Raw genomic sequence first — 24115 nt, forward strand, 5'->3', positions numbered from 1 at the left:
AGAGACTTATGCACAGATAGGTTGGTGCCTAAACATAAACATAAAAACAAAGCTTTTTTAAATTTTTCCTCTTTGTTTTCTTTTACGTGCCACTCATCCACAGCCTGGTCAAATTTTGCTCAGAAGGTTTCTTTGAAGGGCGGGAAGTCCCTATACTTGTCGGCTTACCTTCTCTATTCGCAAAAACAGGCACGAGGTGCGTGGTGGATTTCCCTTCCCGTTTTGAAGTGATCGTCATCGGCGGCGGCCATGCCGGTACCGAGGCTGCGCTTGCGTCCGCACGCATGGGTGTGAAAACCCTGCTGCTGACCCATAACGTGGAAACCCTCGGTCACATGAGCTGCAACCCGGCCATCGGTGGCATTGGCAAGAGCCACCTGGTCAAGGAAATCGATGCGCTCGGCGGCGCGATGGCGCTGGCCACCGACAAGAGCGGCATCCAGTTCCGCGTTCTGAACAACCGCAAGGGCCCGGCGGTACGCGCCACCCGCGCACAGGCGGACCGCGCCATTTACAAGGCCGTGGTACGTGAAATTCTGGAAAACCAGCCGAACCTGTGGATATTCCAGCAGTCGTGCGATGACCTGATCGTCGAGCAGGACCAGGTCAAGGGCGTGGTCACGCAAATGGGCCTGCGGTTCTTCGCCGACTCCGTGGTACTGACCAGCGGGACTTTCCTCGGCGGACTTATCCACATCGGTTTGCAGAACTATTCCGGTGGCCGCGCAGGCGATCCGCCCGCCAATGCCCTGGCCAACCGCATGCGTGAATTGCCGCTGCGTGTCGGCCGGCTGAAAACCGGTACACCGCCGCGCATCGATGGCCGTTCGGTGGACTTCTCGGTGATGACCGAGCAACCGGGCGATACGCCGATCCCGGTAATGTCGTTCATGGGCAACGCCGACATGCATCCGCGTCAGGTGAGCTGCTGGATTACCCACACCAACGCCCGCACCCACGAGATCATTGCCTCGAACCTCGACCGTTCGCCGATGTACTCGGGGGTGATCGAAGGTATCGGCCCGCGTTATTGCCCGTCGATCGAGGACAAGATCCATCGCTTCGCCGACAAGGAAAGCCACCAGGTGTTCATCGAGCCGGAAGGCCTGACCACCCATGAGCTGTACCCCAACGGTATTTCCACGTCGTTGCCGTTCGACGTGCAGCTCGAGATCGTCCGCTCGATCCGCGGCATGGAGAACGCCCACATCGTGCGCCCGGGCTATGCCATCGAGTACGACTACTTCGATCCACGCGACCTGAAGTACAGCCTCGAGACCAAGGTCATCGGCGGCCTGTTCTTCGCAGGCCAGATCAACGGCACCACCGGCTACGAAGAAGCCGGTGCCCAAGGCCTGCTGGCCGGGACCAACGCCGCGCTGCGCGCCCAGGGCCGTGAAAGCTGGTGCCCGCGTCGCGACGAGGCGTACATCGGCGTGCTGGTCGACGACCTGATCACCCTCGGCACCCAAGAGCCGTACCGCATGTTCACTTCGCGAGCCGAATACCGGCTGATCCTGCGCGAAGACAACGCCGACCTGCGCCTGACCGAGAAGGGCCGTGAACTCGGCTTGATCGACGATGAGCGCTGGGCGGCCTTCAGCGCCAAACGCGAAGGCATCGAGCGAGAAGAACAACGCCTGAAAAGTACCTGGGTGCGCCCGAACACGCCGCAAGGCCAGGCCATTGTGGATAAGTTCGGCACGCCATTGGCGCATGAGTACAGCCTGCTCAACCTGCTTGCCCGCCCTGAAATCGACTACGCTGGCCTGATCGAGGCAACCGGCGGCGAGAACATCGATCCACAGGTCGCCGAGCAGGTCGAGATCAGGACCAAGTACGCCGGCTACATCGACCGTCAGCAGGAAGAGATTGCCCGCCTGCGCGCCAGTGAGGACACGCGTCTGCCTGTGGATATCGACTACACGACCATCTCCGGGCTGTCCAAGGAGATCCAGGGCAAGCTCGGCGACACCCGGCCAGAGACCCTGGGCCAGGCTTCGCGTATTCCCGGCGTCACCCCGGCGGCGATTTCCCTGTTGTTGATTCACTTGAAAAAACGCGGCGCAGGCCGCGAATTGGAGCAAAGCGCTTGAGTTCCCCGGTCACCCCGCAACATGCCGAAGAGTTGTCCACAGGTGCGCGTCAGCTTGGTGTCGAGCTGACCGCGCAGCAGCACGAACTGCTGCTGGGCTACCTGGCCCTGTTGATCAAATGGAACAAGGCCTACAACCTGACGGCCGTGCGCGACCCCGACGAGATGGTCTCGCGTCACTTGCTCGACAGCCTCAGCGTCATGCCGTTTATCCACAACGACACCCAGCGTTGGCTGGATGTCGGCAGCGGCGGCGGCATGCCGGGCATACCGCTGGCCATCCTGCATCCGCACAAGCAGGTGACGGTGCTCGACAGCAACGGCAAGAAGACGCGCTTCCTCACCCAGGTGAAGATGGAGCTGAAACTGGACAACCTCACGGTTATCCACAGCCGGGTGGAAGAGGTCCAGCCCGAGCAGCCGTTCTGCGGGATCGTCTCCCGGGCCTTCAGCAGCATGGAGAATTTCACCAACTGGACCCGCCACCTGGGTGACAGCCGCACGCAATGGCTTGCAATGAAGGGGCTGCATCCTGCCGATGAACTGGTAGCATTGCCCGCAGACTTCACAGTGGAAAGCGAGCAGGCCCTGACCGTTCCAGGTTGCCAGGGCCAGCGCCATCTGCTGATACTGCGCCGCAAGGCATGACTGGGAACACGAGCAACAATGGCTAAGGTATTCGCAATCGCGAACCAGAAGGGTGGTGTGGGCAAGACCACCACCTGCATCAATCTCGCCGCATCGCTGGCCGCGACCAAGCGTCGCGTGCTGCTGATCGACCTCGATCCACAGGGCAACGCCACCATGGGCAGCGGTGTGGATAAGCACGAGCTCGAGCATTCGGTGTACGACCTGCTGATCGGGGAATGCGACCTGGCCCAGGCCATGCACTACTCCGAACACGGTGGTTACCAGCTGTTGCCGGCCAACCGCGACCTGACCGCCGCCGAAGTGGTGCTGCTGGAAATGCAGATGAAGGAGAGCCGTCTGCGCAACGCGTTGGCGCCGATCCGCGAGAACTACGACTACATCCTCATCGACTGCCCGCCGTCGCTGTCGATGCTGACGCTCAATGCGCTGGTCGCCTCCGATGGCGTGATCATCCCCATGCAGTGCGAGTATTACGCGCTGGAAGGGTTGAGCGACCTTGTGGATAACATCAAGCGCATCGCCGCCCGGTTGAACCCGGAGCTGAAGATCGAAGGCCTGCTGCGGACCATGTACGACCCGCGTCTGAGCCTGAACAACGATGTTTCGGCGCAGCTCAAGGAGCATTTTGGCGAGCAGCTGTACGATACGGTGATCCCGCGCAACATCCGCCTGGCGGAGGCGCCGAGCTTCGGCATGCCGGCACTGGCCTACGACAAGCAATCCCGTGGCGCGCTCGCCTATCTGGCGCTGGCCGGGGAACTGGTCCGTCGGCAGCGTCGTCCCTCACGCATTGCACAAACAACTTAAGGAATCCGCATGGCCATCAAGAAACGCGGTCTCGGACGTGGGTTGGATGCACTGCTCAGTGGTCCTTCCGTCAGCGCGCTCGAAGCGCAGGCTGTCAAGATCGACCAGAAGGAACTGCAACACCTGCCGGTCGAGCTGATCCAGCGCGGCAAGTACCAGCCGCGTCGCGACATGGATCCCGAGGCGCTGGAAGAACTGGCGCACTCGATCCGCACCCATGGCGTCATGCAACCGATCGTGGTTCGCCCGATCGGTGACAACCGCTACGAGATCATCGCCGGTGAGCGCCGCTGGCGCGCCACCCAGCAGGCTGGCCTGGATACCGTGCCGGCCATGGTCCGCGAGGTACCCGACGAAGCCGCCATCGCCATGGCGCTGATCGAGAACATCCAGCGCGAGGACCTCAACCCGCTGGAAGAGGCGCTCGCCCTGCAGCGCCTGCAGCAGGAATTCGAACTGACGCAGCAGCAGGTGGCCGATGCCGTCGGCAAGTCGCGGGTCACCGTGGCCAATCTGTTGCGTCTGATCTCGTTGCCCGAGGCGATCAAGACCATGCTCGCCCATGGCGACCTGGAGATGGGCCACGCCCGCGCCTTGCTCGGCCTCGAGGAAGATCGGCAGGAAGAAGGGGCGCGTCATGTTGTCGCACGCGGCCTCACCGTGCGCCAGACCGAGGCACTGGTGCGTCAGTGGCTCAGTGGCAAACCTGAGCCGGTCGAGGCGAGCAAACCTGATCCGGATATCACGCGTCTTGAACAGCGTCTGGCAGAGCGCCTGGGCTCGGCGGTACAAATTCGCCATGGCAACAAGGGCAAAGGCCAGTTGGTTATTCGCTACAACTCCCTTGACGAGTTGCAAGGCGTGCTTGCTCACATCCGCTGAAACAATTCCTGTTGTAGCGCGCAGTCGGAAATCACTACCCAAGAGTTGAATAGGGGTTAATCCACCCCTATACTCTGCGCGCATTTTGTCGGCACAAATTATGCCAAGTCATTGTTGACGAGGCGGTCGACATTCGAGGAGCAGTTGTGATGGAAATCCGCACGCCAAACCGCCTGCCTTTCCATCGCTGGGCGGTTTTTCCGGTACTGCTGGCTCAATTTGTCGTACTGCTGCTGGCAACGCTGGTGTTGTGGCAGTGGAAAGGGGCGGTCAGTGGATATTCAGGCCTTTGCGGAGGTTTGATTGCCTGGTTGCCCAATGTGTATTTCGCCTGGAAGGCTTTTCGCTTCAGCGGAGCCCGGGCGGCGCAGGCCATCGTCAAGTCGTTTTACGCGGGCGAGGCAGGCAAGATGATTTTGACGGCAGTGCTGTTTGCACTGACCTTCGCAGGAGTGAAGCCATTGGCGCCGTTGGCAGTATTCGGCGTCTTCGTGCTGACCCTTTTGGTCAGCTGGTTCGCGCCCCTGCTGATGAATAAAAGACTTTCGAGACCTTAGGGCGTTTGAGGCAACCATGGCAGCAGAAACCGCTTCGGGCTATATCCAGCACCACTTGCAGAACCTGACCTACGGTCAACTACCAGACGGCAGCTGGGGCTTGGCCCATTCGGCTGCAGAAGCCAAGGCAATGGGCTTCTGGGCGTTCCACCTGGACACCCTGGGTTGGTCCGTTGCGCTGGGTCTGATCTTCCTGTTCATCTTCCGCATGGCGGCTAAAAAGGCCACTTCCGGCCAGCCTGGCGCCCTGCAGAACTTCGTCGAAGTGCTGGTGGACTTCGTCCACGGCAGCGTGAAGGATTCCTTCCACGGCCGCAGCCCGGTGATCGCCCCGCTGGCGCTGACCATCTTCGTCTGGGTATTCCTGATGAACGCCATCGACCTGGTACCGGTCGACTGGATTCCTCAGCTGGCCATCCTGATCTCCGGTGATCCGCACATTCCGTTCCGCGCGGTGTCGACCACCGACCCGAACGCCACCCTGGGCATGGCCCTGAGCGTGTTCGCGCTGATCATCTTCTACAGCATCAAGGTCAAGGGCATCGGCGGCTTCATCGGCGAGCTCACCCTGCACCCGTTCGGTAGCAAGAACATCTTCGTGCAGATCCTGCTGATCCCGGTGAACTTCCTGCTCGAGTTCGTCACCCTGATCGCCAAGCCGATTTCGTTGGCACTGCGTCTGTTCGGCAACATGTACGCCGGCGAGCTGGTGTTCATCCTGATCGCGGTGATGTTCGGCGCCGGCATCCTCTGGCTCAGCGGCCTGGGTGTGGTGCTGCAGTGGGCGTGGGCGGTGTTCCACATCCTGATCATCACCCTGCAAGCTTTCATCTTCATGATGCTGACCATCGTCTACCTGTCGATGGCTCACGAAGATAACCATTAAGACCGCCTGGCGTGTCTGATAGCCTTCCCCGCCCGTCTGGGGGGAGGGCTTAAAAAGTCCGCAAGGGCATGCTGTATCAAACGATTTGTTTTACCGCTTCAAACTAAAAACCTAACCAATACGACGTAAAAGTCGGGAGGAAAGATGGAAACTGTAGTTGGTCTGACCGCTATCGCTGTTGCTCTGCTGATCGGCCTGGGTGCTCTGGGTACCGCCATTGGTTTCGGCCTGCTGGGCGGCAAGTTCCTGGAAGGCGCTGCTCGCCAGCCAGAAATGGTTCCAATGCTGCAGGTCAAGATGTTCATCGTTGCCGGTCTGCTCGACGCCGTCACCATGATCGGTGTTGGTATCGCTCTGTTCTTCACCTTCGCAAACCCCTTCGTTGGTCAGATCGCCGGCTAATCACTCGTTTCCAACGAGTGAAAGGCTGTGATGAACAAAGACCGAGCGAGGTGTTGGCGTGAACATTAATGCAACCCTGATTGGCCAATCCGTTGCTTTCCTGATTTTTGTGCTCTTCTGCATGAAGTACGTATGGCCTCCGGTCATCACTGCTCTGCAAGAGCGCCAGAAGAAGATTGCTGACGGCCTGGACGCTGCCAATCGCGCTGCTCGCGACCTGGAGCTGGCCCAAGAGAAAGTGGGTCAGCAACTGCGTGAAGCGAAGGCACAGGCAGCCGAAATCATTGAGCAAAGCAAGAAACGCGCTGCTCAGCTTGTCGAGGAAGCCCGTGAACAGGCCCGCGTCGAAGCTGACCGTGTGAAGGCTCAGGCTCAAGCCGAGATCGAACAGGAACTGAACAGCGTCAAAGACGCCCTGCGTGCCCAAGTGGGTGCCCTGGCTGTTGGCGGTGCTGAAAAGATCCTTGGCGCCACAATCGATCAAAACGCGCATGCGGAGCTGGTTAACAAACTGGCCGCTGAAATTTAAGCGAGGGCGATCATGGCAGAACTGACCACGTTGGCCCGACCTTACGCTAAGGCTGCCTTCGAGCATGCCCAGGCCCATCAGCAACTGGCCAATTGGTCAGCCATGCTCGGCCTGGCTGCTGCGGTGTCGCAAGACGACACCATGCAGCGCCTGCTCAAGGCCCCGCAACTGACTAGCGCAGAAAAGGCCGCCGCATTCATTGAAGTGTGCGGTGACAAGTTTGACGCCAAGGCACAGAATTTCATTCATGTTGCCGCGGAAAACGAACGTCTCCTGCTTCTGCCGGAGATTTCGACTCTGTTCGACCTGTACAAGGCCGAGCAAGAGAAATCCGTGGACGTGGAAGTCACCAGTGCTTTTGCGTTGAACCAAGAACAGCAAGACAAACTCGCCAAGGTTCTCAGTGCACGGTTAGGCCAGGAAGTGCGCCTGCACGCGTCGGAGGATGCCAGCCTGATCGGCGGCGTCGTCATCCGCGCTGGCGACCTGGTAATCGACGGTTCGGTTCGCGGGAAAATCGCGAAACTGGCCGAAGCCTTGAAATCTTGAGTTTGAAGGGGCAGCAGAGCAATGCAGCAACTCAATCCTTCCGAAATTAGTGAAATCATCAAGGGCCGCATCGACAACCTCGATGTCGGCTCCCAAGCCCGTAACGAAGGTACCGTCGTTTCGGTTTCCGACGGCATCGTGCGGATCCACGGTCTGGCCGACGTCATGTACGGCGAAATGATCGAGTTCCCTGGCAGCGTATTCGGCATGGCCCTGAACCTGGAGCAAGACTCCGTAGGTGCAGTGATCCTGGGTGCCTATGACACCCTCGCCGAAGGCATGAGCGCCAAGTGCACCGGCCGCATCCTGGAAGTTCCGGTTGGTAAGGAACTGCTGGGTCGCGTCGTCGACGCACTGGGTAACCCGATCGACGGCAAAGGTCCTCTGGGCAACACCCAGACCGACGCGGTCGAGAAAGTAGCTCCAGGCGTGATCTGGCGTAAGTCGGTAGACCAGCCTGTACAGACTGGCTATAAGTCCGTCGACGCCATGATCCCTGTTGGCCGTGGCCAGCGTGAGCTGATCATCGGTGACCGTCAGATCGGCAAGACCGCCATGGCCATCGACGCCATCATCAACCAGAAAGACTCCGGTATTTTCTGCGTTTATGTTGCAGTCGGCCAGAAGCGTTCCACCGTTGCCAACATCGTTCGCAAGCTGGAAGAAGCCGGCGCCCTGGCCAACACCATCGTGGTCGTTGCCAGTGCTTCGGAATCCGCCGCACTGCAGTTCCTGGCGCCTTATGCCGGCTGCACCATGGGCGAGTTCTTCCGTGACCGCGGTGAAGACGCCCTGATCGTTTACGATGACCTGTCCAAGCAGGCCGTTGCCTACCGTCAGATCTCCCTGCTGCTGCGCCGTCCACCAGGACGTGAAGCGTACCCAGGCGACGTGTTCTATCTCCACTCCCGTCTGCTGGAGCGTGCATCGCGCGTTTCCGAAGAGTACGTCGAGAAGTTCACCAACGGTGCCGTCACTGGCAAGACTGGCTCGCTGACCGCTCTGCCGATCATCGAAACCCAGGCTGGCGACGTTTCCGCGTTCGTTCCGACCAACGTGATCTCGATCACCGACGGTCAGATCTTCCTGGAATCGGCCATGTTCAACGCAGGCATCCGTCCTGCCGTTAACGCCGGTGTGTCGGTATCCCGTGTTGGTGGTGCCGCCCAGACCAAGATCATCAAGAAGCTGTCCGGTGGTATCCGTACCGCCCTGGCCCAGTACCGTGAACTGGCGGCGTTCGCCCAGTTCGCTTCGGACCTGGACGAGGCTACCCGCAAGCAGCTGGAGCATGGTCAGCGCGTTACCGAGCTGATGAAGCAGAAGCAGTACGCGCCAATGTCGATCGCCGACATGGCCCTGTCGCTGTACGCCGCTGAGCGTGGTTTCCTGACCGACGTAGAAGTCTCCAAGGTTGGCAGCTTCGAGCAAGCTCTGATTGCCTACTTCAACCGTGATCACGCCGAACTGATGGCCAAGATCAACGTGAAGGGTGACTTCAACGACGAAATCGACGCTGGCATGAAAGCCGGTATCGAGAAGTTCAAGGCCACCCAGACCTGGTAAGCCGCAGCGGGGGCTCCGGCCCCCGCTTGCTAACCTGATAGGTGATACATGGCAGGCGCAAAAGAGATTCGCAGTAAGATTGCGAGCATCAAAAGCACGCAAAAAATTACCAGCGCCATGGAGAAAGTGGCGGTCAGCAAGATGCGCAAGGCACAAATGCGCATGGCTGCTAGCCGTCCTTACGCGGAGCGTATCCGCCAGGTGATCGGTCATCTGGCCAACGCCAACCCGGAATACCGCCACCCGTTCATGATCGAGCGCCCTGTAAAGCGCGCTGGTTATATCGTGGTGAGCAGTGACCGTGGTCTGTGCGGTGGCTTGAACACCAACCTGTTCAAGGCCCTGGTCAAGGACATGAGCGAAAACCGCGAACAGGGCGTTGAAATCGACCTGTGCGTGATCGGCAGCAAGGGTGCGACTTTCTTCCGCATCTTTGGCGGCAACGTCGTAGCCGCGATCAGCCACCTGGGCGAAGAGCCATCGATCAACGATCTGATCGGCTCCGTCAAAGTGATGCTGGACGCCTACCTCGACGGCCGTATCGATCGCCTCTCGGTGGTTTCGAACAAGTTCATCAACACCATGACCCAAAAACCGACGGTCGAGCAGTTGGTACCGTTGGTGGCAACCCCGGATCAGGAACTCAAGCACCACTGGGACTACCTGTACGAACCCGACGCAAAAGAGCTGCTGGACGGCTTGATGGTGCGTTACGTGGAGTCGCAGGTGTACCAGGCGGTGGTCGAGAACAACGCTGCTGAACAAGCGGCCCGGATGATCGCCATGAAGAACGCCACAGACAACGCCGGTGATTTGATCAAAGAGCTTCAGTTGATCTACAACAAGGCGCGTCAGGCTGCGATCACCCAGGAGATCTCGGAAATCGTCGGCGGCGCTGCCGCGGTTTAACGGTTCAAAAATTCAGAGGATCCAGCTATGAGTAGCGGACGTATCGTGCAAATCATCGGCGCCGTCATCGACGTGGAATTCCCACGTGATGCCGTGCCGAGTGTTTACAACGCGCTGAAAGTACAAGGCGCGGAAACCACCCTGGAAGTTCAGCAGCAGCTGGGCGACGGCGTGGTTCGTACCATTGCGATGGGCTCGACCGAAGGTCTGAAGCGCGGTCTGGATGTCGTCGACACCAAGGCTGCCATCTCGGTACCTGTCGGCAAGGCAACCCTGGGCCGTATCATGGACGTCCTGGGCAACCCGATCGACGAAGCCGGCCCGATCGGCGAAGAAGAGCGTCGCGGTATCCACCAGCCAGCGCCTTCGTTCGCTGACCAGGCAGGCGGCAACGACCTGCTGGAAACCGGCATCAAGGTTATCGACCTGGTCTGCCCGTTCGCCAAGGGTGGTAAGGTTGGTCTGTTCGGTGGTGCCGGCGTCGGCAAGACCGTGAACATGATGGAACTGATCCGTAACATCGCCATGGAACACAGCGGTTACTCCGTGTTCGCTGGTGTGGGTGAGCGTACTCGTGAGGGTAACGACTTCTACCACGAGATGAAGGACTCCAACGTTCTCGACAAGGTAGCGCTGGTCTACGGTCAGATGAACGAGCCACCAGGAAACCGTCTGCGCGTAGCGCTGACCGGCCTGACCATGGCTGAGAAGTTCCGTGACGAAGGTAACGACGTTCTGCTGTTCGTCGACAACATCTATCGTTACACCCTGGCCGGTACCGAAGTATCCGCACTGCTGGGCCGTATGCCTTCGGCAGTAGGTTACCAGCCGACCCTGGCCGAAGAGATGGGCGTTCTGCAAGAGCGTATCACTTCGACCAAGGAAGGTTCGATCACCTCCGTCCAGGCCGTATACGTACCTGCGGACGACCTGACCGACCCGTCGCCAGCGACCACCTTCGCCCACTTGGACGCCACCGTCGTTCTGTCCCGTGACATCGCTTCCCTGGGTATCTACCCAGCGGTCGACCCACTGGACTCGACTTCGCGCCAGCTGGACCCGAACGTGATCGGCACCGAGCACTACGACACCGCTCGTGGCGTTCAGTATGTTCTGCAGCGCTACAAAGAGCTGAAGGACATCATCGCGATCCTGGGTATGGACGAACTGTCCGAAGCCGACAAGCAACTGGTTGCCCGCGCTCGTAAGATCCAGCGCTTCCTGTCGCAGCCGTTCTTCGTGGCCGAAGTCTTCACCGGCTCGCCAGGCAAGTACGTTTCGCTCAAGGACACCATCGCTGGCTTCAGCGGCATCCTCAAAGGTGACTACGACCACCTGCCAGAACAAGCGTTCTACATGGTCGGCAGCATCGACGAAGCGATCGAGAAAGCCAAGAAACTGTAATCCCGGCGCCCCGCAAGGGGCGCTAATCAGGTTGAGGCAAGCAGATGGCTATGACAGTCCATTGCGATATCGTCAGCGCGGAAGGAGAGATCTTCTCCGGCCTGGTCGAGATGGTAGTAGCGCACGGCAACCTGGGCGATCTGGGTATCGCTCCAGGCCACGCGCCGCTGATCACCAATCTCAAGCCTGGTCCGATCACGCTGACCAAGCAAGGTGGCGATCGTGAGGTGTTCTACATCTCCGGTGGCTTCCTCGAAGTGCAGCCGAACATGGTCAAGGTTCTTGCCGACACCGTGCAGCGCGCTGCCGACCTGGACGAAGCTCAGGCTCAGGAAGCCCTCAAGGCTGCTGAGAACGCGCTGAACGCGAAAAGCTCGGACTTCGACTACGGTGCTGCTGCCGCACGTCTGGCCGAAGCTGCAGCTCAGCTGCGTACTGTCCAGCAATTGCGCAAGGGCAAGTAACCTGGCCTTGGCCGGTCACTTCCAATGCGATTGAGTTAAAGGGTAGCCTCGGCTACCCTTTTTCTTTTCTGAATTTCCCCTTTGGTCACGTCCCTGACCGCTTAGGATTGGTAGCCAGTCAATGTCCCTTGATATCGTCATTCTCGCCGCAGGCCAAGGCACCCGCATGCGCTCCGCGCTGCCCAAGGTACTGCACCCGGTCGCCGGCAACTCCATGCTCGGTCACGTTATCCACAGCGCACGCCAGTTGCAGCCCAAGGGTATTCACGTGGTTATCGGCCATGGCGCGGAGTTGGTGCGCGAACGCCTTGCAGCGGACGATCTGAATTTCGTCCTGCAGGACAAGCAATTGGGCACCGGCCATGCGGTGGCCCAGGCGCTGCCGGCGATCACTGCCGACACCGTGCTGGTGCTCTACGGCGATGTGCCGCTGATCGAGGTGGAAACCTTGCAGCGCCTGCTGGCCAAAGTCAGCGAGCAACAGCTCGGGCTGCTCACGGTGACCCTGCAGGACCCGACCGGCTATGGCCGCATTGTGCGTGACGCCGCGGGCAAGGTGGCGGCGATCGTCGAGCACAAGGACGCCAGCGAAGCGCAGAAGGCGATCAAGGAAGGCAACACCGGTATCCTCGCCATGCCGGCCGCGCGCTTGGCCGACTGGATGGGACGCCTGTCCAACAACAATGCCCAGGGCGAGTACTACCTCACCGACGTGATTGCCATGGCCGTGGACGATGGCTTGGTGGTCGCCACCGAGCAGCCCCACGACCCGATGGAAGTGCAAGGCGCCAACGACCGCCGCCAGCTTTCGGAACTCGAGCGTCACTACCAGCTGCGCGAAGGCCGTCGCCTGATGGCCCAGGGCGTCACCCTGCGCGATCCGGCGCGCTTCGATGTGCGCGGTGAGGTGACCGTCGGCCGGGATGTACTTATCGATATCAACGTCATTCTCGAAGGCAAGGTAGTCATCGAGGACGACGTGCAGATCGGCCCGAACTGCGTGATCAAGGACAGCACACTGCGCAAAGGCGTGATCATCAAGGCCAACAGTCATATCGAAGGCGCGGTGATGGGCGAGGGCAGCGATGCCGGCCCGTTCGCCCGCTTGCGCCCAGGCAGCGTGCTGGAGGCCAAGGCACATGTGGGTAACTTCGTCGAGCTGAAGAATGCGCACCTGGGCGAGGGCGCCAAGGCCGGCCACCTGACCTACCTGGGCGACGCCGAGATCGGCGCCCGCACCAACATCGGCGCTGGCACCATCACCTGCAACTATGACGGTGCCAACAAGTTCCGCACGGTGATGGGTGAGGACGTGTTCATCGGCTCCAACAACTCGCTGGTGGCCCCTGTGGAAATCCAGGCCGGGGCCACTACCGCAGCGGGCTCGACCATCACCCAGACGGTTGAAGCCGGACAGTTGGGCGTGGCACGTGCACGCCAGCGCAATATCGAAGGCTGGAAGCGGCCGGAGAAAATCAGGAAGAGCTGAGTTATCCACAGCGCGTTTTGCACAGGCCGACTTATGTGAATAAGTCGGCCTTTTTATTTTCCGGTCCTGCTGACTTGACGAATCGTTTGACTTAGGTTTTGATTGCAACACTTATCTTTCGAATCGAAACTTAACCGAAATGTCGAAACGAAATACTCCCCAACGTCGCCACAACATCCTGGCCTTGCTCAACGAGCAGGGCGAGGTCAGTGTCGACGCTTTGGCCAAGCGTTTCGAAACCTCCGAAGTGACCATCCGCAAGGATCTGCACGCCTTGGAGGCCAACGGCCTGCTGCTGCGCCGCTATGGCGGCGCGGTGACGATGCCTCAGGAGCTGCTGGGCGACACGGTTCAGCCGGTGTCCCTCTACAAGCAGGCCATCGCTCGTGCGGCGGTGGAACGCATCCGTGAACATGCGCGCATCATCATCGACAGCGGCAGTACCACGGCGGCGATGATCCCGCAGCTCGGGCGCCAGCCAGGCCTGGTGGTGATGACCAACTCGCTCAATGTGGCCCGGGCTATCAGCGAACAAGAGCATGAACCTGTGCTGCTGATGACTGGTGGTACCTGGGACCCGCACTCGGAGTCCTTCCAGGGCCAGGTGGCCGAGCAGGTACTACGCTCATACGACTTCGACCAGCTGTTCATCGGTGCCGACGGCATCGACCTGGAACGTGGCACAACCACCTTCAACGAACTGCTGGGATTGAGCCGGGTCATGGCCGAAGTGGCCCGCGAGGTCATCGTCATGGTCGAGTCGGATAAGGTCGGTCGCAAGATCCCCAACCTCGAGCTGCCCTGGGGCAGCGTGAACACCCTGATTACTGATGATCGCCTGCCCACCGAGGCACGCGACCGGATTCAAGCCCGCGGCATCACCCTTATCTGCGCCGCTATCAGCTAGGAGCAACATCTTATGTGTGGAATCGTCGGTGCCGTTGCTGAGCGCAATATCACAGCCATCCTCATCGAAGGCCTCAAGCGTCTTGAGTACCGTGGTTACGACAGCGCCGGCCTGGCCGTCCTGACCCAGCAAGGCGCGCTCGAGCGTCGCCGCCGCATCGGCAAGGTCAGCGAACTGGAAGGCGCGGTTGCCGCCGACCCGCTGGCCGGCCAGCTGGGCATCGCCCATACCCGTTGGGCCACACATGGCGCGCCGACCGAGCACAATGCCCACCCGCACTTCTCTGGCCATGAAGTGGCGGTGGTGCACAACGGCATCATCGAAAATCACGAGGAACTGCGTGAAGAGCTCAAGGGCCTGGGCTACGCCTTTGTTTCGCAGACCGACACCGAGGTGATCGTGCACCTCATCCACCACCTGCTCAAGACCATCCCCGACCTCACCGAGGCGCTCAAGGCAGCGGTCAAGCGTCTGCATGGCGCCTATGGCCTGGCTGTGATCAGCGCCAGCCAGCCAGACCGTCTGGTGGCTGCCCGCAGCGGCAGCCCCCTGGTGATCGGCCTGGGCCTCGGTGAAAACTTCCTGGCCTCGGATCAACTGGCCCTGCGCCAGGTCACCGACCGTTTCATGTACCTGGAAGAGGGCGATATCGCCGAGATTCGCCGCAATCAGGTGCAGATCTGGGATCTGGCCGGTCAGCCGGTCCAGCGTGAGACGGTGCAGTACCACGAAGGCGCGGAAGCCGCCGAGAAGGGCAACTATCGCCATTTCATGCTCAAGGAGATTCACGAGCAACCCGGCGTGGTGCAGCGCACGCTGGAAGGTCGCCTGGGCAATGACCACGTGATGGTGCAGGCCTTCGGTCCACAGGCCGCCGAGCTGTTCGGCAAAGTGCGCAATGTGCAGATCGTCGCCTGCGGTACCAGCTACCACGCCGGCATGGTCGCCCGTTACTGGCTCGAAAGCCTCGCCGGCATCCCTTGCCAGGTGGAAGTTGCCAGTGAGTTCCGCTATCGCAAGGTGGTGGTGCAGCCGGACACGCTGTTTGTCTCCATCTCGCAATCCGGCGAGACCGCCGACACTTTGGCTGCCTTACGCTATGCCAAGGAGCTGGGTTTCCTCGGCAGCCTGGCCATCTGCAACAAGGGCATCAGCTCGCTGGTGCGTGAATCCGACCTGACCCTGCTGACCCTGGCCGGGCCGGAGATCGGCGTTGCCTCGACCAAGGCCTTCACCACCCAGCTGGTCTCGCTGATGCTGCTGACCCTGGCCCTCGGCCAGGTGCGCGGTACCCTCGAGGCCGGTGTCGAAGCCGAGTTGGTGGACGAGCTGCGCCGCCTGCCGGCACGCCTGAGCGAAGCGCTGGCGATGGATGGCGTGGTCGAGAAGATCGCCGAGCTGTTCGCCGACAAGCACCACACCCTGTTCCTTGGCCGCGGTGCCCAGTACCCGGTGGCCATGGAAGGTGCGCTCAAGCTCAAGGAAATTTCCTATATCCACGCCGAAGCCTATCCGGCTGGTGAGCTCAAGCATGGTCCTCTGGCGTTGGTGGACAACGATATGCCCGTGGTGACCGTGGCTCCTAACAACGAGCTGCTGGAAAAGCTCAAGTCGAACCTGCAGGAAGTCCGCGCCCGTGGCGGTGAGCTGGTGGTATTTGCCGACGAGAACGCCGGCATGAGCAATGGCGAAGGCACCCACGTGATCAACGTGCCGCACATCAACGATGCGCTGGCGCCGATCCTCTACACCATCCCGCTGCAACTGTTGTCGTACTACGTCGCCGTGCTCAAGGGCACCGACGTAGACCAGCCGCGCAACCTGGCCAAGTCGGTGACGGTGGAGTAACGCTACTGCTGTTGCAAAGGGAGGGCGCCACACAGGCGCCTTCCCTTTATGCTGTCTTCCTTCCTCTCAAAGTCTCCCCGGCAACCTGTTCGAGAAGGTAAAAACGCATATTAGATATGCAGTGCTGGCGCATCGCGTAATCGAGAAACGTCATATCCTTCTGCTGCTCGATGAAGCCGTGCCTTGCGGCCTAGCGATGCAGTAACACACTGGTCGACCCAGGATGGGCGATCCGACAACAAGAACAAGAGAAGTCATCGACATGGATGTGAGATGTGATCAGCTCAAGACGCTGACGGGCACGCTGTGCCTGGCGTTTGCCAGCGGCCTGCCACTGTCGGCTGCGGCGGCCTATCAGGACACTGGCCGCCTGGGCGACCCCGCCAGCTGGCGCTCGGTCGAATACCTGCAGGACTGGGGCCTGGAGCGCATGCAGGCGAGCCAGGCCTATGCCGCCGGGTTCACCGGTGCCGGGGTCAGCATCGGCGCCCTGGACTCTGGATTCGATCCCGCCCATCCCGAAGCCAGCCCCGGGCGTTTCCACGCGGTCACTGCCACCGGTCAGTACCTGGACGGTACCCCGTTCAGTGTGTCCGGGGTGCTCAATGGCGCCAACGACAGCCATGGTACCCATGTCACCGGCACCATGGGCGCGGCCCGTGATGGCGTGGGCATGCACGGCGTGGCCTTCAATGCCCAGGTATACGTGGGCAACACCAACAAGAATGACAAGTTCCTGTTCGGCACCGATCCCGATCCGCGGTATTTCAAGGCGGTCTACGACGCCCTGGTGGATGCCGGGGCTCGGGCCATCAACAACAGCTGGGGCAGCCAGCCCAAGGATGTCAGCTACCAGACCCTCGGCGACCTGCGCGCGGCCTACGCCCAGCATTTCCAGCAGGCCACCTGGCTCGATGCCGCTGGCGATGTGGCGCGTCGGGGTGTGATCAATGTGTTCAGCGCCGGCAACAGCGGCTATGCCAATGCCAGCGTGCGCTCGGCGCTGCCGTACTTCCAGCCGGAACTGGAAGGCCACTGGCTGGCGGTATCGGGCCTGGACAAGAACAACCAGCAGAAATACAACCAGTGCGGCATCGCGAAGTACTGGTGCCTGGCGACTCCGGGGGCGGCAATCAGCAGTACCGTGCCCGGTGGCGGCTATGCCACCTACAACGGTACTTCGATGGCCGCGCCCCATGCTACCGGGGCTTTGGCTGTGGTCATGGAGCGTTATCCCTATCTGAACAACCAGCAGGCCCTGCAAGTGCTGCTGACCACTTCGCGCCAGCTCGATGGCTCGCCGACCCAGGCGCCCAGCGAGCGGGTGGGCTGGGGCGTCCCGGACCTGGGGCGGGCCTTGCACGGCCCAGGGCAGTTGTTGGGGGAGTTCAACGTCAACCTGGAGCGTGGGCAGGGCGATAGCTGGAGCAACGGCATCTCCGACCAGGCGCTGGTGCAGCGTCAGGCCGAGGACGTCGCGGAACGTCAGGCCTGGCAGCAGACCCTCAAGGATCGCGGCTGGGAGCATGGCCTGGCAGCGGGCGCCAGCCAGCAGGACCGCAGTGACTATGCCCTGGGCATGGCCCGTGACGCAGCGGCTGCGCAGCGGGTTTACCAAGGCAGCCTGGTCAAGTCCGGGGCCGGCTGGTTGGTGCTCACGGGTGACAGCAGCTACCGCGGCCCGACCCGCGTCGATGGCGGGTTGCTGGCGGTTAACGGCAGCCTGCAATCAGCGGTGACGGTCAATGCTGGCGGTACAGTGGGCGGCAATGGCCGGGTCGGTGCCCTGATTGCCAACGCTGGGGGCGTGGTGGCCCCGGGTAACTCCATAGGTACCTTGAATGTCGCCGGCAACCTGGACTTGCAGCCGGGTTCGACCTATCAGGTGGAGCTGTCGCCCACGGCCAGTGATCGACTCGTGGTGGATGGTCAGGCCAGCGTCGCTGGCGCCAATCTCAATCTGGTGCCCCAGGCTCGGCCGAACCTGCTGGCCGGTGGCCCGGTCACCAGCCTGGTGGGGCGCCAGTTCGACATCCTGCAGGCAGCAGGCGGCGTCGATGGACGCTTTGCCCAGGTCCAGCCCGGCTACCTGTTCCTTGGGACCGTGCTCGACTATTCCGCCAACGGCGTGCAGTTGGACGTGACGCGCAGCGCCGCGACGTTCGACAGCGTCGCTGCCACGCCCAACCAGCTCGCCAGTGGCGCCGCCGTGGAGCGCCTGGGGCCGGGCCATCCGGTGTATGAAAGCCTGCTGTTCTCGACCTCGGCGGACCAGGCCCGGGACGGCCTGCGCCAGCTCGCCGGAGAGATCTACCCGGCGCTGGACTCGATGCTGCTCAGCCAGGGCTCGGTGTTGCGTGACGCCTTGGGCGAGCGTGTGCAAGGCGCCGCACCGCCTGCCAATGCGCCTGGCACGACGGCGCGCGAGACAGGCTCGACCCAGCTCTGGCTCAAAGGCCTGGGCAGTTGGGGGCGCATCGAGGGCGTGCAGGGCAGCGAGTCCTATACCAGCTCCCTGGGCGGCATGCTGCTGGGCCTGGACCGGGACTTCGACGAGCAGACCCGCGCCGGGCTGGCCGCCGGCTACAGCGACAGCTCCCTGGGCATGGGCGGCAGCCACTCCCGGGCCACGGTCGACAGCTACCACTTGGGCGCCTATGTCCGCCACGACGTCGACCAGCTGCGCTTGAGCCTAGGCGGTAGCTACAGCTGGCACCGTGCCGAGGTTCGCCGCGACCTGGCCTATGCCGAGGTGTCCGGCCGCCAGCGCGCGCGGATCGATGCCCGCAGCCAGCAGCTGTTTGCCGAGGCGGCCTATCGCCTGGCGATGCCGGCGGTGCAGCTGGAGCCGTTCGCCAACCTGACCTACCAGCACCTGGACCGTGATGGCTTCCATGAGAAAGGCGATGCCGCAGCGTTGCAGGCGGGCGACGAGCAGCGTGATGCCTGGTTAAGCACCTTGGGCCTGCGTGGGCGCCAGCAATGGCAAGTGGGCCCGCAGCAGGACCTGCAGCTGGCGGCGAGCCTGGGCTGGCAGCACCGGCTGAGTGGAACCCAGGACCGCGAGCACCTGGCCTTTGCCGGCAGTGACCTGCCGTTCCGGGTGGAGACGTCGCCGGCCTTGCGCGATGCCGCGCTGGTCGGGCTCCAGGCACGGGTGGGACTGACCCGCGACCTGGACCTGAGCCTGGACTACCAGGGGCGCCTGGCCAGTCGTGAACAACAGCATGGCGCGGGGCTCAACCTGCAATGGCGTTTCTGAGGCGTCGTGGCGCCAGTTGTTGCAATACGGAGTTCGACCAACGCGGTATTCAATCCATACAACTAAGGAAGGTCGTAGTGAAGCGAGTCAGACAGGATGACAGCGCACTTGGGCAGGGCTGGGCCCTGGCACCACTGGGGCGGGTATTGGTGGGCTGGGCGGCATTGATGGGCACGGCCCAGGCCGCGCCCTATGTGGAGAGTGGCCGGCTGGGCGACGCCAGCAGCTGGCGCAGCAGCGAATTCAAGGCCGACTGGGGGCTGGGGGCGATCCATGCCGACAGCGCCTATGCCGCCGGCTACAGCGGTAAGGGGGTGAAGCTGGGAATCTTCGACCAGCCGGTGTATGCCCCGCACCCCGAGTTCGCCGGCAAGGACAAGATCGTGACCCTGGTCACCAGCGGCATCCGCCAGTACACCGACCCCTACATCCCGGTAAAGGCCGGTGATGCCTTCCGCTACGACGGCAGCCCGTCGGTAGGTTCGGATGGCAAGCTCGGCTCCCATGGCACCCACGTCGGCGGGATCGCCGCCGGCAACCGTGATGGCGTGGAGATGCATGGCGTGGCCTTCAATGCGCAGATCATCAGCGCCGACAACGGCGACCCCGGCCCCGAGGATGGCATTGTCCTGGGCAACGATGGCGCGGTGTACAAGGCCGGCTGGGACAGCCTGGTGGCCAGCGGCGCGCGGATCATCAACAACAGCTGGGGCATCGGCATCACCGATCGCTTCGCCAAGGGCGGGCGTAATCCGGACTTCCCGCATTTCACGGTGGATGATGCCCGGGCGCAGTTCGCGCAGATCCAGCCGCTTCTGGGCACCTTGCCTGGCGGCGCCTATGACGGCGCCATCGCCGCCGCCCGTAGCGGGGTGCTGACCATCTTCGCCGCCGGCAACGACTACAACCTGAACAATCCCGATGCGATTGCCGGGTTGGGCTATTTCGTACCGGAGATCGCTCCCAACTGGATGACCGTGGCGGCGTTGCAGCAGAACCCCGACACCAGCAGCGCCAACCCATACGTGATCAGCACCTTCTCTTCGCGCTGCGGCTATACCGCAAGCTTCTGCGTATCGGCCCCCGGCACCCGGATCTACAGCGCGGTGATTGGCGGTACTAGCCTGGAGGACCTGACCCAGGGTTACGCCAACAAGAACGGTACCTCCATGGCCGCACCCCATGCTGCTGGCGCAGCGGCGGTACTGATGGAGCGTTTCCCCTATATGAGCGGCGCGCAGATCGCCAGCGTGCTGCGCACCACCGCAACCGACATGGGCGCGCCCGGTATCGATTCCTTGTATGGCTGGGGCATGATCAACCTGGACAAGGGGATCCGCGGCCCCGGCATGCTGGTTACCGAGCAGGACATTCCCGAGGAGTTGCGTATCGCTGGCGGCTACGGCCCAACCCAGTTCGTCGCTGACTTGCCGGGTGTCGGCGCCCTGGTGGATGCCGGCAGGCCTACTGAAAGGCGCTGCACCGACCTGAGTTGCGTGCTGGACCTGTGGAGCAACGACATCTCCGGGCATGGCGGCCTGACCAAGCAGGGCATCGGCACCCTGGTGCTCAGCGGTAACAACACCTACGCCGGGCCGACGCTGGTCAACCAGGGACGGCTGGCGGTCAATGGTTCGCTGCAGTCGACCGTGACGGTCAACGACGGCGGCGTGCTGGGCGGCAATGGCAGGATCGGTGCGCTGGTGGTCAACCGCGGCGGCGTGGTGGCGCCCGGTAACTCCATCGGTACCTTGCGCGTGGCTTCCGACGTGACCTTCCAGCCGGGCTCGACCTATGCGGTGGAGGTGGACAGCACCGGCAGCGACCGCCTGGTCAGCGATGGCCAGATAGCTGTGGGTGGCGCGAACCTGGCCCTGGACCTGCAGAACCCAGGCGTTTCGCTGCAGTCCCAGCAGGCCACCAGCCTGGTGGGGCGGCAGTTCGACATCCTCGATGCCGCAGGCGGCGTGCAAGGCAGTTTCGCCCAGGTGCAGTCCAACGCGTTGTTCCTCGGTGGGGGCTTGGCGTATACCGGCACTGGGGTGCGGCTGGCGGTAGAGCGTAATGCCACGTCGTTCGCCAGTGTCGGCCTGACCGCCAACCAGCGTTCGGTGGCCGCGGCGGCCGATCGGCTCGGCGCGGGCAACCCGGTCTACGAGAGCCTGCTGTTGTCGGGCGATGCCGGCAGTGCCCAGCAGGCATTCGATCAGCTGTCCGGGGAAATCCACCCGGCGGTGGGTAACCTGTTGCTCAACGACAGTCGCCAGTTGCGCGACGCCATGGGCGAGCGTACCCGGCTACAGGGTGTGGAAGGCCAGGACAACGGCCTGTGGGTCAAGGCCCTCGGCGCCTGGGGCAAGGCCGACGGTGATTCCGGACATGCGCGCTATAGCAGTTCGATTGGCGGCATGCTGCTGGGGATCGACGGGCAGATGAGCGAGGACACCCGTGTCGGCGTCTTCACCGGCTACAGCGACAGCTCGCTGAGCATGGGCGATGGCCGTCATTCCTCGGCCAGCGTTGACAGCTATCACCTGGGTGCCTATGCCGGCAAGGAACTGGAGCAGCTGCGCCTGAGCGTGGGCGCCAGCCACAGCTGGCACCGTATCGAGACCAAGCGCGAACTGCAGTACAACGAGGTCAGCGATCGCCAGAAGAGCAAGCGTGATGCCCAGAGCACCCAGGTGTTCGGCGAGGCGGCCTGGAAGGTCGAACTGCCGAGCGTGGCGCTGGAGCCGTTCGCCAATCTGGCCTACGTGCATATCGCCAGCGACAGCTTCAGGGAGCATGGCGGCGCTGCCGCGCTCAAGGGGGGGCAGGATAACCGCGATGCCTGGCTCTCGACCTTGGGCATGCGGGCCGGCAAGCAATTGCAGTTGTCCAGCGGCCAGGCGGTTGAGCTTGCCGCCACTCTGGGCTGGCAGCACAACCTGAGTTCTACCGGGGCCGACCAGCACCTGGCGTTCGCGGGCCAGGGCGATACTTACAAGGTTCAGGCTCTGTCACTGGATCGTGATGCGGCAGTGGTCGGTGCACGGGTAGGGATTGCCCTGAGTCGCCAGGCCCGGGTCAACCTGGACTACAACGGACTGCTGGGTAGTCGCGACAAGAGCCACGGGGTCGGCCTGACCCTGGATTGGGCGTTCTGACGCCCCGTTTGCCCTGGGAGAGACTGCAGAGCGCGAAACGCGACAGGTTAAATGCTCTGTTCAACGCTGCTCAGCCCCTGCGACGTTAATGTGCAGGGGCTTTTTATTGAATAGAATCCTTGTGACCTGAAGCAAAAAGCGCTGCGTCATGGCCTTTACAATTGGACCAAACAGGTCGATTAACCTGATAACACTGGATTCAGTTTTTCTAAGTGGTCTTTTTGCTTTGATGTCTTATCGCCACTCGCGATAAAAGACAAGGCGTTCTGGACAAAACCCAGCAGTTAACTACCCCTCATTTGAATGGTTATCCATCACCCTCATCAACTGGGTGTTATCAATACCACTTATAAAACGACCCTCCATTCGATAAATTTATCGTTGTGGTGCCCCCTGCCGAACTAAGTGGTAGCGCTGCTACCGCACGCAAGTTTTTGTTCAACTAACTGATCTGTTGAGTTTTTATTTATTTTTAGTAGATGGCGATGTGATGGCCTTTTCCAGTACGCTCTCCCTTATGCACATTCAGTTGGCCACAGGGTGACGTCGTTATTTGATAGTCGGTCAGTGCGCCGTAGCAAAACGGTAAACATCTGTTTGTACGGTCTACCTGGCGACTGCACCCGGCTTCGATGCTGGACAATGTAAACAGTGGCTGCTTAGGATTTTGCAGCTGATCGATTCAGCCGTTGTTGCCTATTGTCGAGTGGCCGTACAAGAGACGTACGCCGTTGCCCTGCTCAAGGAGAGAGACTGATGGTTTCCCAGGAAATGTCTACCCTGGCTGCCGCCGCCCTGAAGAAACTGGCCATGAACAAAGCGTGCAGGGAGGCGTTCAGTGAGGACGCCTTGTTCTTCAAGTTGTTCGAGCCTGCCGCGCAACGCTATTTTCTTGCGGCGAACCGGGAAGCCCTGCTGCCCAAATTGCAACTGCTCAACGGCAAGGGCTATGCGCTGAGCGTCGAGTACGTGGGCGAGGAGAATGCCGACCCGGCGGTGGTACAGCGTTTCGTCGATGAATACCTTGCATCGATCCAGCCATTTGCCGAAGCGGGGCTCAAGCCCCAACTGAGCTTCGACCTCAGTGCCGTTGGCCTGGCGGTCTCCCAGGAGATGGCCTACAAGAATGCCTCCACCATCATTGCCGCTGCGGCGGAACATGATCTGCCGGTCATGATCAGCATGGAACACGCCTCGGCGGTGGACAGCATCCTTGAGGTGTATGGCGAATTGGCGCCTGCCCACGCAAACGTTGGCGTGACCCTGCAGGCCTACTTGCACCGCACCCTCGACGACCTGCCGAAGGTCCTTGGTTACGGACGCAAGATCAGGTTGGTCAAGGGCGTTTACAACGAACCATTGGAAGTGGCACTGCCACGTGGCGACGCGCTGGATGAACGCTACCTGCACCTGCTGCGCAGGGTGCTGGACGCGGGTGTGCCCGTCAGTTGCGCCACTCAGGATCCGGCGCTGATTCCGCGGATTCTGGCTGAGCCACGGCATGCCGCGAACCTGGAACTGGAGATGCTGCATGGTGTGCAACCGGCAGTGCTACGCCGGGCCAGGGAGACCGGAGTGCCTTGCCGTATCTATGCGGTGTACGGCGGTAGTTGGTACCTGCACTTCTTGCACCGCCTGGCGGAGTCGCCAATCGAGATCCTGGGGGCGCTGGCCGATTTTAGCGACCCTTCCCGCGTTGTATTTGGCGCCGATTACTAAACCGCCCAGCGATTTATATATCCGTTGACCTGCCTAAGTT

Annotated in this window: 19 protein-coding genes; all 19 read left to right on the top strand. The window is 61.6% G+C overall.

Annotated features, from left to right (window positions below; translation table 11 throughout):
- Positions 1-203: 203 nt before the first annotated feature.
- The 19 genes from mnmG (at position 204) to ACZ9C1_RS18830 (ending at position 24075) form a co-directional block, all read left to right on the top strand.
- Positions 204-2096: a tRNA uridine-5-carboxymethylaminomethyl(34) synthesis enzyme MnmG gene (mnmG, locus tag ACZ9C1_RS18740; RefSeq protein WP_102683386.1), complete on the top strand. Its 1893-nt coding sequence runs from the start codon at positions 204-206 to the stop codon at positions 2094-2096.
- Positions 2093-2743: a 16S rRNA (guanine(527)-N(7))-methyltransferase RsmG gene (rsmG, locus tag ACZ9C1_RS18745; RefSeq protein ID WP_102683387.1), complete on the top strand. Its 651-nt coding sequence runs from the start codon at positions 2093-2095 to the stop codon at positions 2741-2743. The genes mnmG and rsmG overlap by 4 nt, the downstream gene beginning before the upstream one ends.
- 18 nt (positions 2744-2761) lie before the next feature.
- Positions 2762-3553, top strand: coding sequence for a ParA family protein (locus ACZ9C1_RS18750; protein ID WP_023628558.1), 792 nt, complete (start codon positions 2762-2764; stop codon positions 3551-3553).
- A 9-nt stretch (positions 3554-3562) separates the two neighbouring features.
- Complete coding sequence (locus ACZ9C1_RS18755; RefSeq protein WP_023628559.1) at positions 3563-4435, top strand: ParB/RepB/Spo0J family partition protein; 873 nt, start codon at positions 3563-3565, stop codon at positions 4433-4435.
- 149 nt (positions 4436-4584) lie between these two features.
- Positions 4585-4992, top strand: a complete 408-nt coding sequence (locus ACZ9C1_RS18760; RefSeq protein ID WP_008092225.1) for a F0F1 ATP synthase subunit I — start codon at positions 4585-4587, stop codon at positions 4990-4992.
- A 16-nt stretch (positions 4993-5008) separates the two neighbouring features.
- Positions 5009-5878 carry a F0F1 ATP synthase subunit A gene (atpB, locus tag ACZ9C1_RS18765; RefSeq protein ID WP_023628560.1) on the top strand — a complete coding sequence of 290 codons (870 nt, stop codon included), beginning with the start codon at positions 5009-5011 and terminating at the stop codon, positions 5876-5878.
- Between the two features lie 144 nt (positions 5879-6022).
- A complete protein-coding gene (atpE, locus tag ACZ9C1_RS18770; protein WP_003097235.1) occupies positions 6023-6280 on the top strand; it encodes a F0F1 ATP synthase subunit C in 258 nt (85 codons plus the stop codon).
- 58 nt (positions 6281-6338) lie between these two features.
- The gene (locus ACZ9C1_RS18775) at positions 6339-6809 is read left to right on the top strand and encodes a F0F1 ATP synthase subunit B (RefSeq protein WP_102683388.1); all 471 of its coding nucleotides are present in this window, start codon (positions 6339-6341) and stop codon (positions 6807-6809) included.
- 12 nt (positions 6810-6821) lie between these two features.
- Positions 6822-7358 (top strand): F0F1 ATP synthase subunit delta, encoded by a 537-nt coding sequence (locus ACZ9C1_RS18780; protein WP_023628561.1) that lies wholly within the window; start codon positions 6822-6824, stop codon positions 7356-7358.
- A 21-nt stretch (positions 7359-7379) separates the two neighbouring features.
- On the top strand, positions 7380-8924 hold the full coding sequence (atpA, locus tag ACZ9C1_RS18785; RefSeq protein WP_038707082.1) for a F0F1 ATP synthase subunit alpha: 1545 nt from the start codon (positions 7380-7382) through the stop codon (positions 8922-8924).
- Positions 8925-8972: 48 nt separating this feature from the next.
- Positions 8973-9833 (top strand): F0F1 ATP synthase subunit gamma, encoded by an 861-nt coding sequence (atpG, locus tag ACZ9C1_RS18790; RefSeq protein ID WP_102683389.1) that lies wholly within the window; start codon positions 8973-8975, stop codon positions 9831-9833.
- A gap of 27 nt (positions 9834-9860) precedes the next feature.
- A complete protein-coding gene (atpD, locus tag ACZ9C1_RS18795) occupies positions 9861-11237 on the top strand; it encodes a F0F1 ATP synthase subunit beta (protein ID WP_023628563.1) in 1377 nt (458 codons plus the stop codon).
- Positions 11238-11281: 44 nt separating this feature from the next.
- The gene (locus tag ACZ9C1_RS18800) at positions 11282-11701 is read left to right on the top strand and encodes a F0F1 ATP synthase subunit epsilon (protein ID WP_011536500.1); all 420 of its coding nucleotides are present in this window, start codon (positions 11282-11284) and stop codon (positions 11699-11701) included.
- 121 nt (positions 11702-11822) lie between these two features.
- Positions 11823-13190 carry a bifunctional UDP-N-acetylglucosamine diphosphorylase/glucosamine-1-phosphate N-acetyltransferase GlmU gene (gene glmU / locus ACZ9C1_RS18805; protein WP_214500786.1) on the top strand — a complete coding sequence of 456 codons (1368 nt, stop codon included), beginning with the start codon at positions 11823-11825 and terminating at the stop codon, positions 13188-13190.
- Positions 13191-13329: 139 nt separating this feature from the next.
- Positions 13330-14097 carry a DeoR/GlpR family DNA-binding transcription regulator gene (locus tag ACZ9C1_RS18810; protein ID WP_111531919.1) on the top strand — a complete coding sequence of 256 codons (768 nt, stop codon included), beginning with the start codon at positions 13330-13332 and terminating at the stop codon, positions 14095-14097.
- Between the two features lie 12 nt (positions 14098-14109).
- Positions 14110-15945: a glutamine--fructose-6-phosphate transaminase (isomerizing) gene (glmS, locus tag ACZ9C1_RS18815; RefSeq protein ID WP_198754103.1), complete on the top strand. Its 1836-nt coding sequence runs from the start codon at positions 14110-14112 to the stop codon at positions 15943-15945.
- Between the two features lie 262 nt (positions 15946-16207).
- Complete coding sequence (gene eprS, locus ACZ9C1_RS18820) at positions 16208-19207, top strand: autotransporter serine peptidase EprS (protein ID WP_457377770.1); 3000 nt, start codon at positions 16208-16210, stop codon at positions 19205-19207.
- A gap of 167 nt (positions 19208-19374) precedes the next feature.
- Complete coding sequence (locus ACZ9C1_RS18825) at positions 19375-22356, top strand: autotransporter domain-containing protein (RefSeq protein ID WP_457377781.1); 2982 nt, start codon at positions 19375-19377, stop codon at positions 22354-22356.
- Between the two features lie 756 nt (positions 22357-23112).
- The gene (locus ACZ9C1_RS18830; protein WP_457377771.1) at positions 23113-24075 is read left to right on the top strand and encodes a proline dehydrogenase family protein; all 963 of its coding nucleotides are present in this window, start codon (positions 23113-23115) and stop codon (positions 24073-24075) included.
- The last annotated feature ends 40 nt before the right edge of the window (positions 24076-24115 follow it).

It is taken from the genome of Pseudomonas sp. TE21435 (assembly GCF_056279265.1).

Bases quoted from the DNA above. Each gene is read 5' to 3' on its own strand.
- atpD (WP_023628563.1), top strand. From the start codon at position 9,861: ATGAGTAGCGGACGTATCGTGCAAATCATCGGCGCCGTCATCGACGTG.
- ACZ9C1_RS18750 (WP_023628558.1), top strand. From the start codon at position 2,762: ATGGCTAAGGTATTCGCAATCGCGAACCAGAAGGGTGGTGTGGGCAAG.
- ACZ9C1_RS18825 (WP_457377781.1), top strand. From the start codon at position 19,375: ATGGGCACGGCCCAGGCCGCGCCCTATGTGGAGAGTGGCCGGCTGGGC.
- ACZ9C1_RS18760 (WP_008092225.1), top strand. From the start codon at position 4,585: ATGGAAATCCGCACGCCAAACCGCCTGCCTTTCCATCGCTGGGCGGTT.
- atpE (WP_003097235.1), top strand. From the start codon at position 6,023: ATGGAAACTGTAGTTGGTCTGACCGCTATCGCTGTTGCTCTGCTGATC.
- glmS (WP_198754103.1), top strand. From the start codon at position 14,110: ATGTGTGGAATCGTCGGTGCCGTTGCTGAGCGCAATATCACAGCCATC.
- atpB (WP_023628560.1), top strand. From the start codon at position 5,009: ATGGCAGCAGAAACCGCTTCGGGCTATATCCAGCACCACTTGCAGAAC.
- glmU (WP_214500786.1), top strand. From the start codon at position 11,823: ATGTCCCTTGATATCGTCATTCTCGCCGCAGGCCAAGGCACCCGCATG.
- atpA (WP_038707082.1), top strand. From the start codon at position 7,380: ATGCAGCAACTCAATCCTTCCGAAATTAGTGAAATCATCAAGGGCCGC.
- ACZ9C1_RS18810 (WP_111531919.1), top strand. From the start codon at position 13,330: ATGTCGAAACGAAATACTCCCCAACGTCGCCACAACATCCTGGCCTTG.
- eprS (WP_457377770.1), top strand. From the start codon at position 16,208: ATGGATGTGAGATGTGATCAGCTCAAGACGCTGACGGGCACGCTGTGC.
- ACZ9C1_RS18780 (WP_023628561.1), top strand. From the start codon at position 6,822: ATGGCAGAACTGACCACGTTGGCCCGACCTTACGCTAAGGCTGCCTTC.
- ACZ9C1_RS18830 (WP_457377771.1), top strand. From the start codon at position 23,113: ATGGTTTCCCAGGAAATGTCTACCCTGGCTGCCGCCGCCCTGAAGAAA.
- ACZ9C1_RS18800 (WP_011536500.1), top strand. From the start codon at position 11,282: ATGGCTATGACAGTCCATTGCGATATCGTCAGCGCGGAAGGAGAGATC.
- ACZ9C1_RS18755 (WP_023628559.1), top strand. From the start codon at position 3,563: ATGGCCATCAAGAAACGCGGTCTCGGACGTGGGTTGGATGCACTGCTC.
- atpG (WP_102683389.1), top strand. From the start codon at position 8,973: ATGGCAGGCGCAAAAGAGATTCGCAGTAAGATTGCGAGCATCAAAAGC.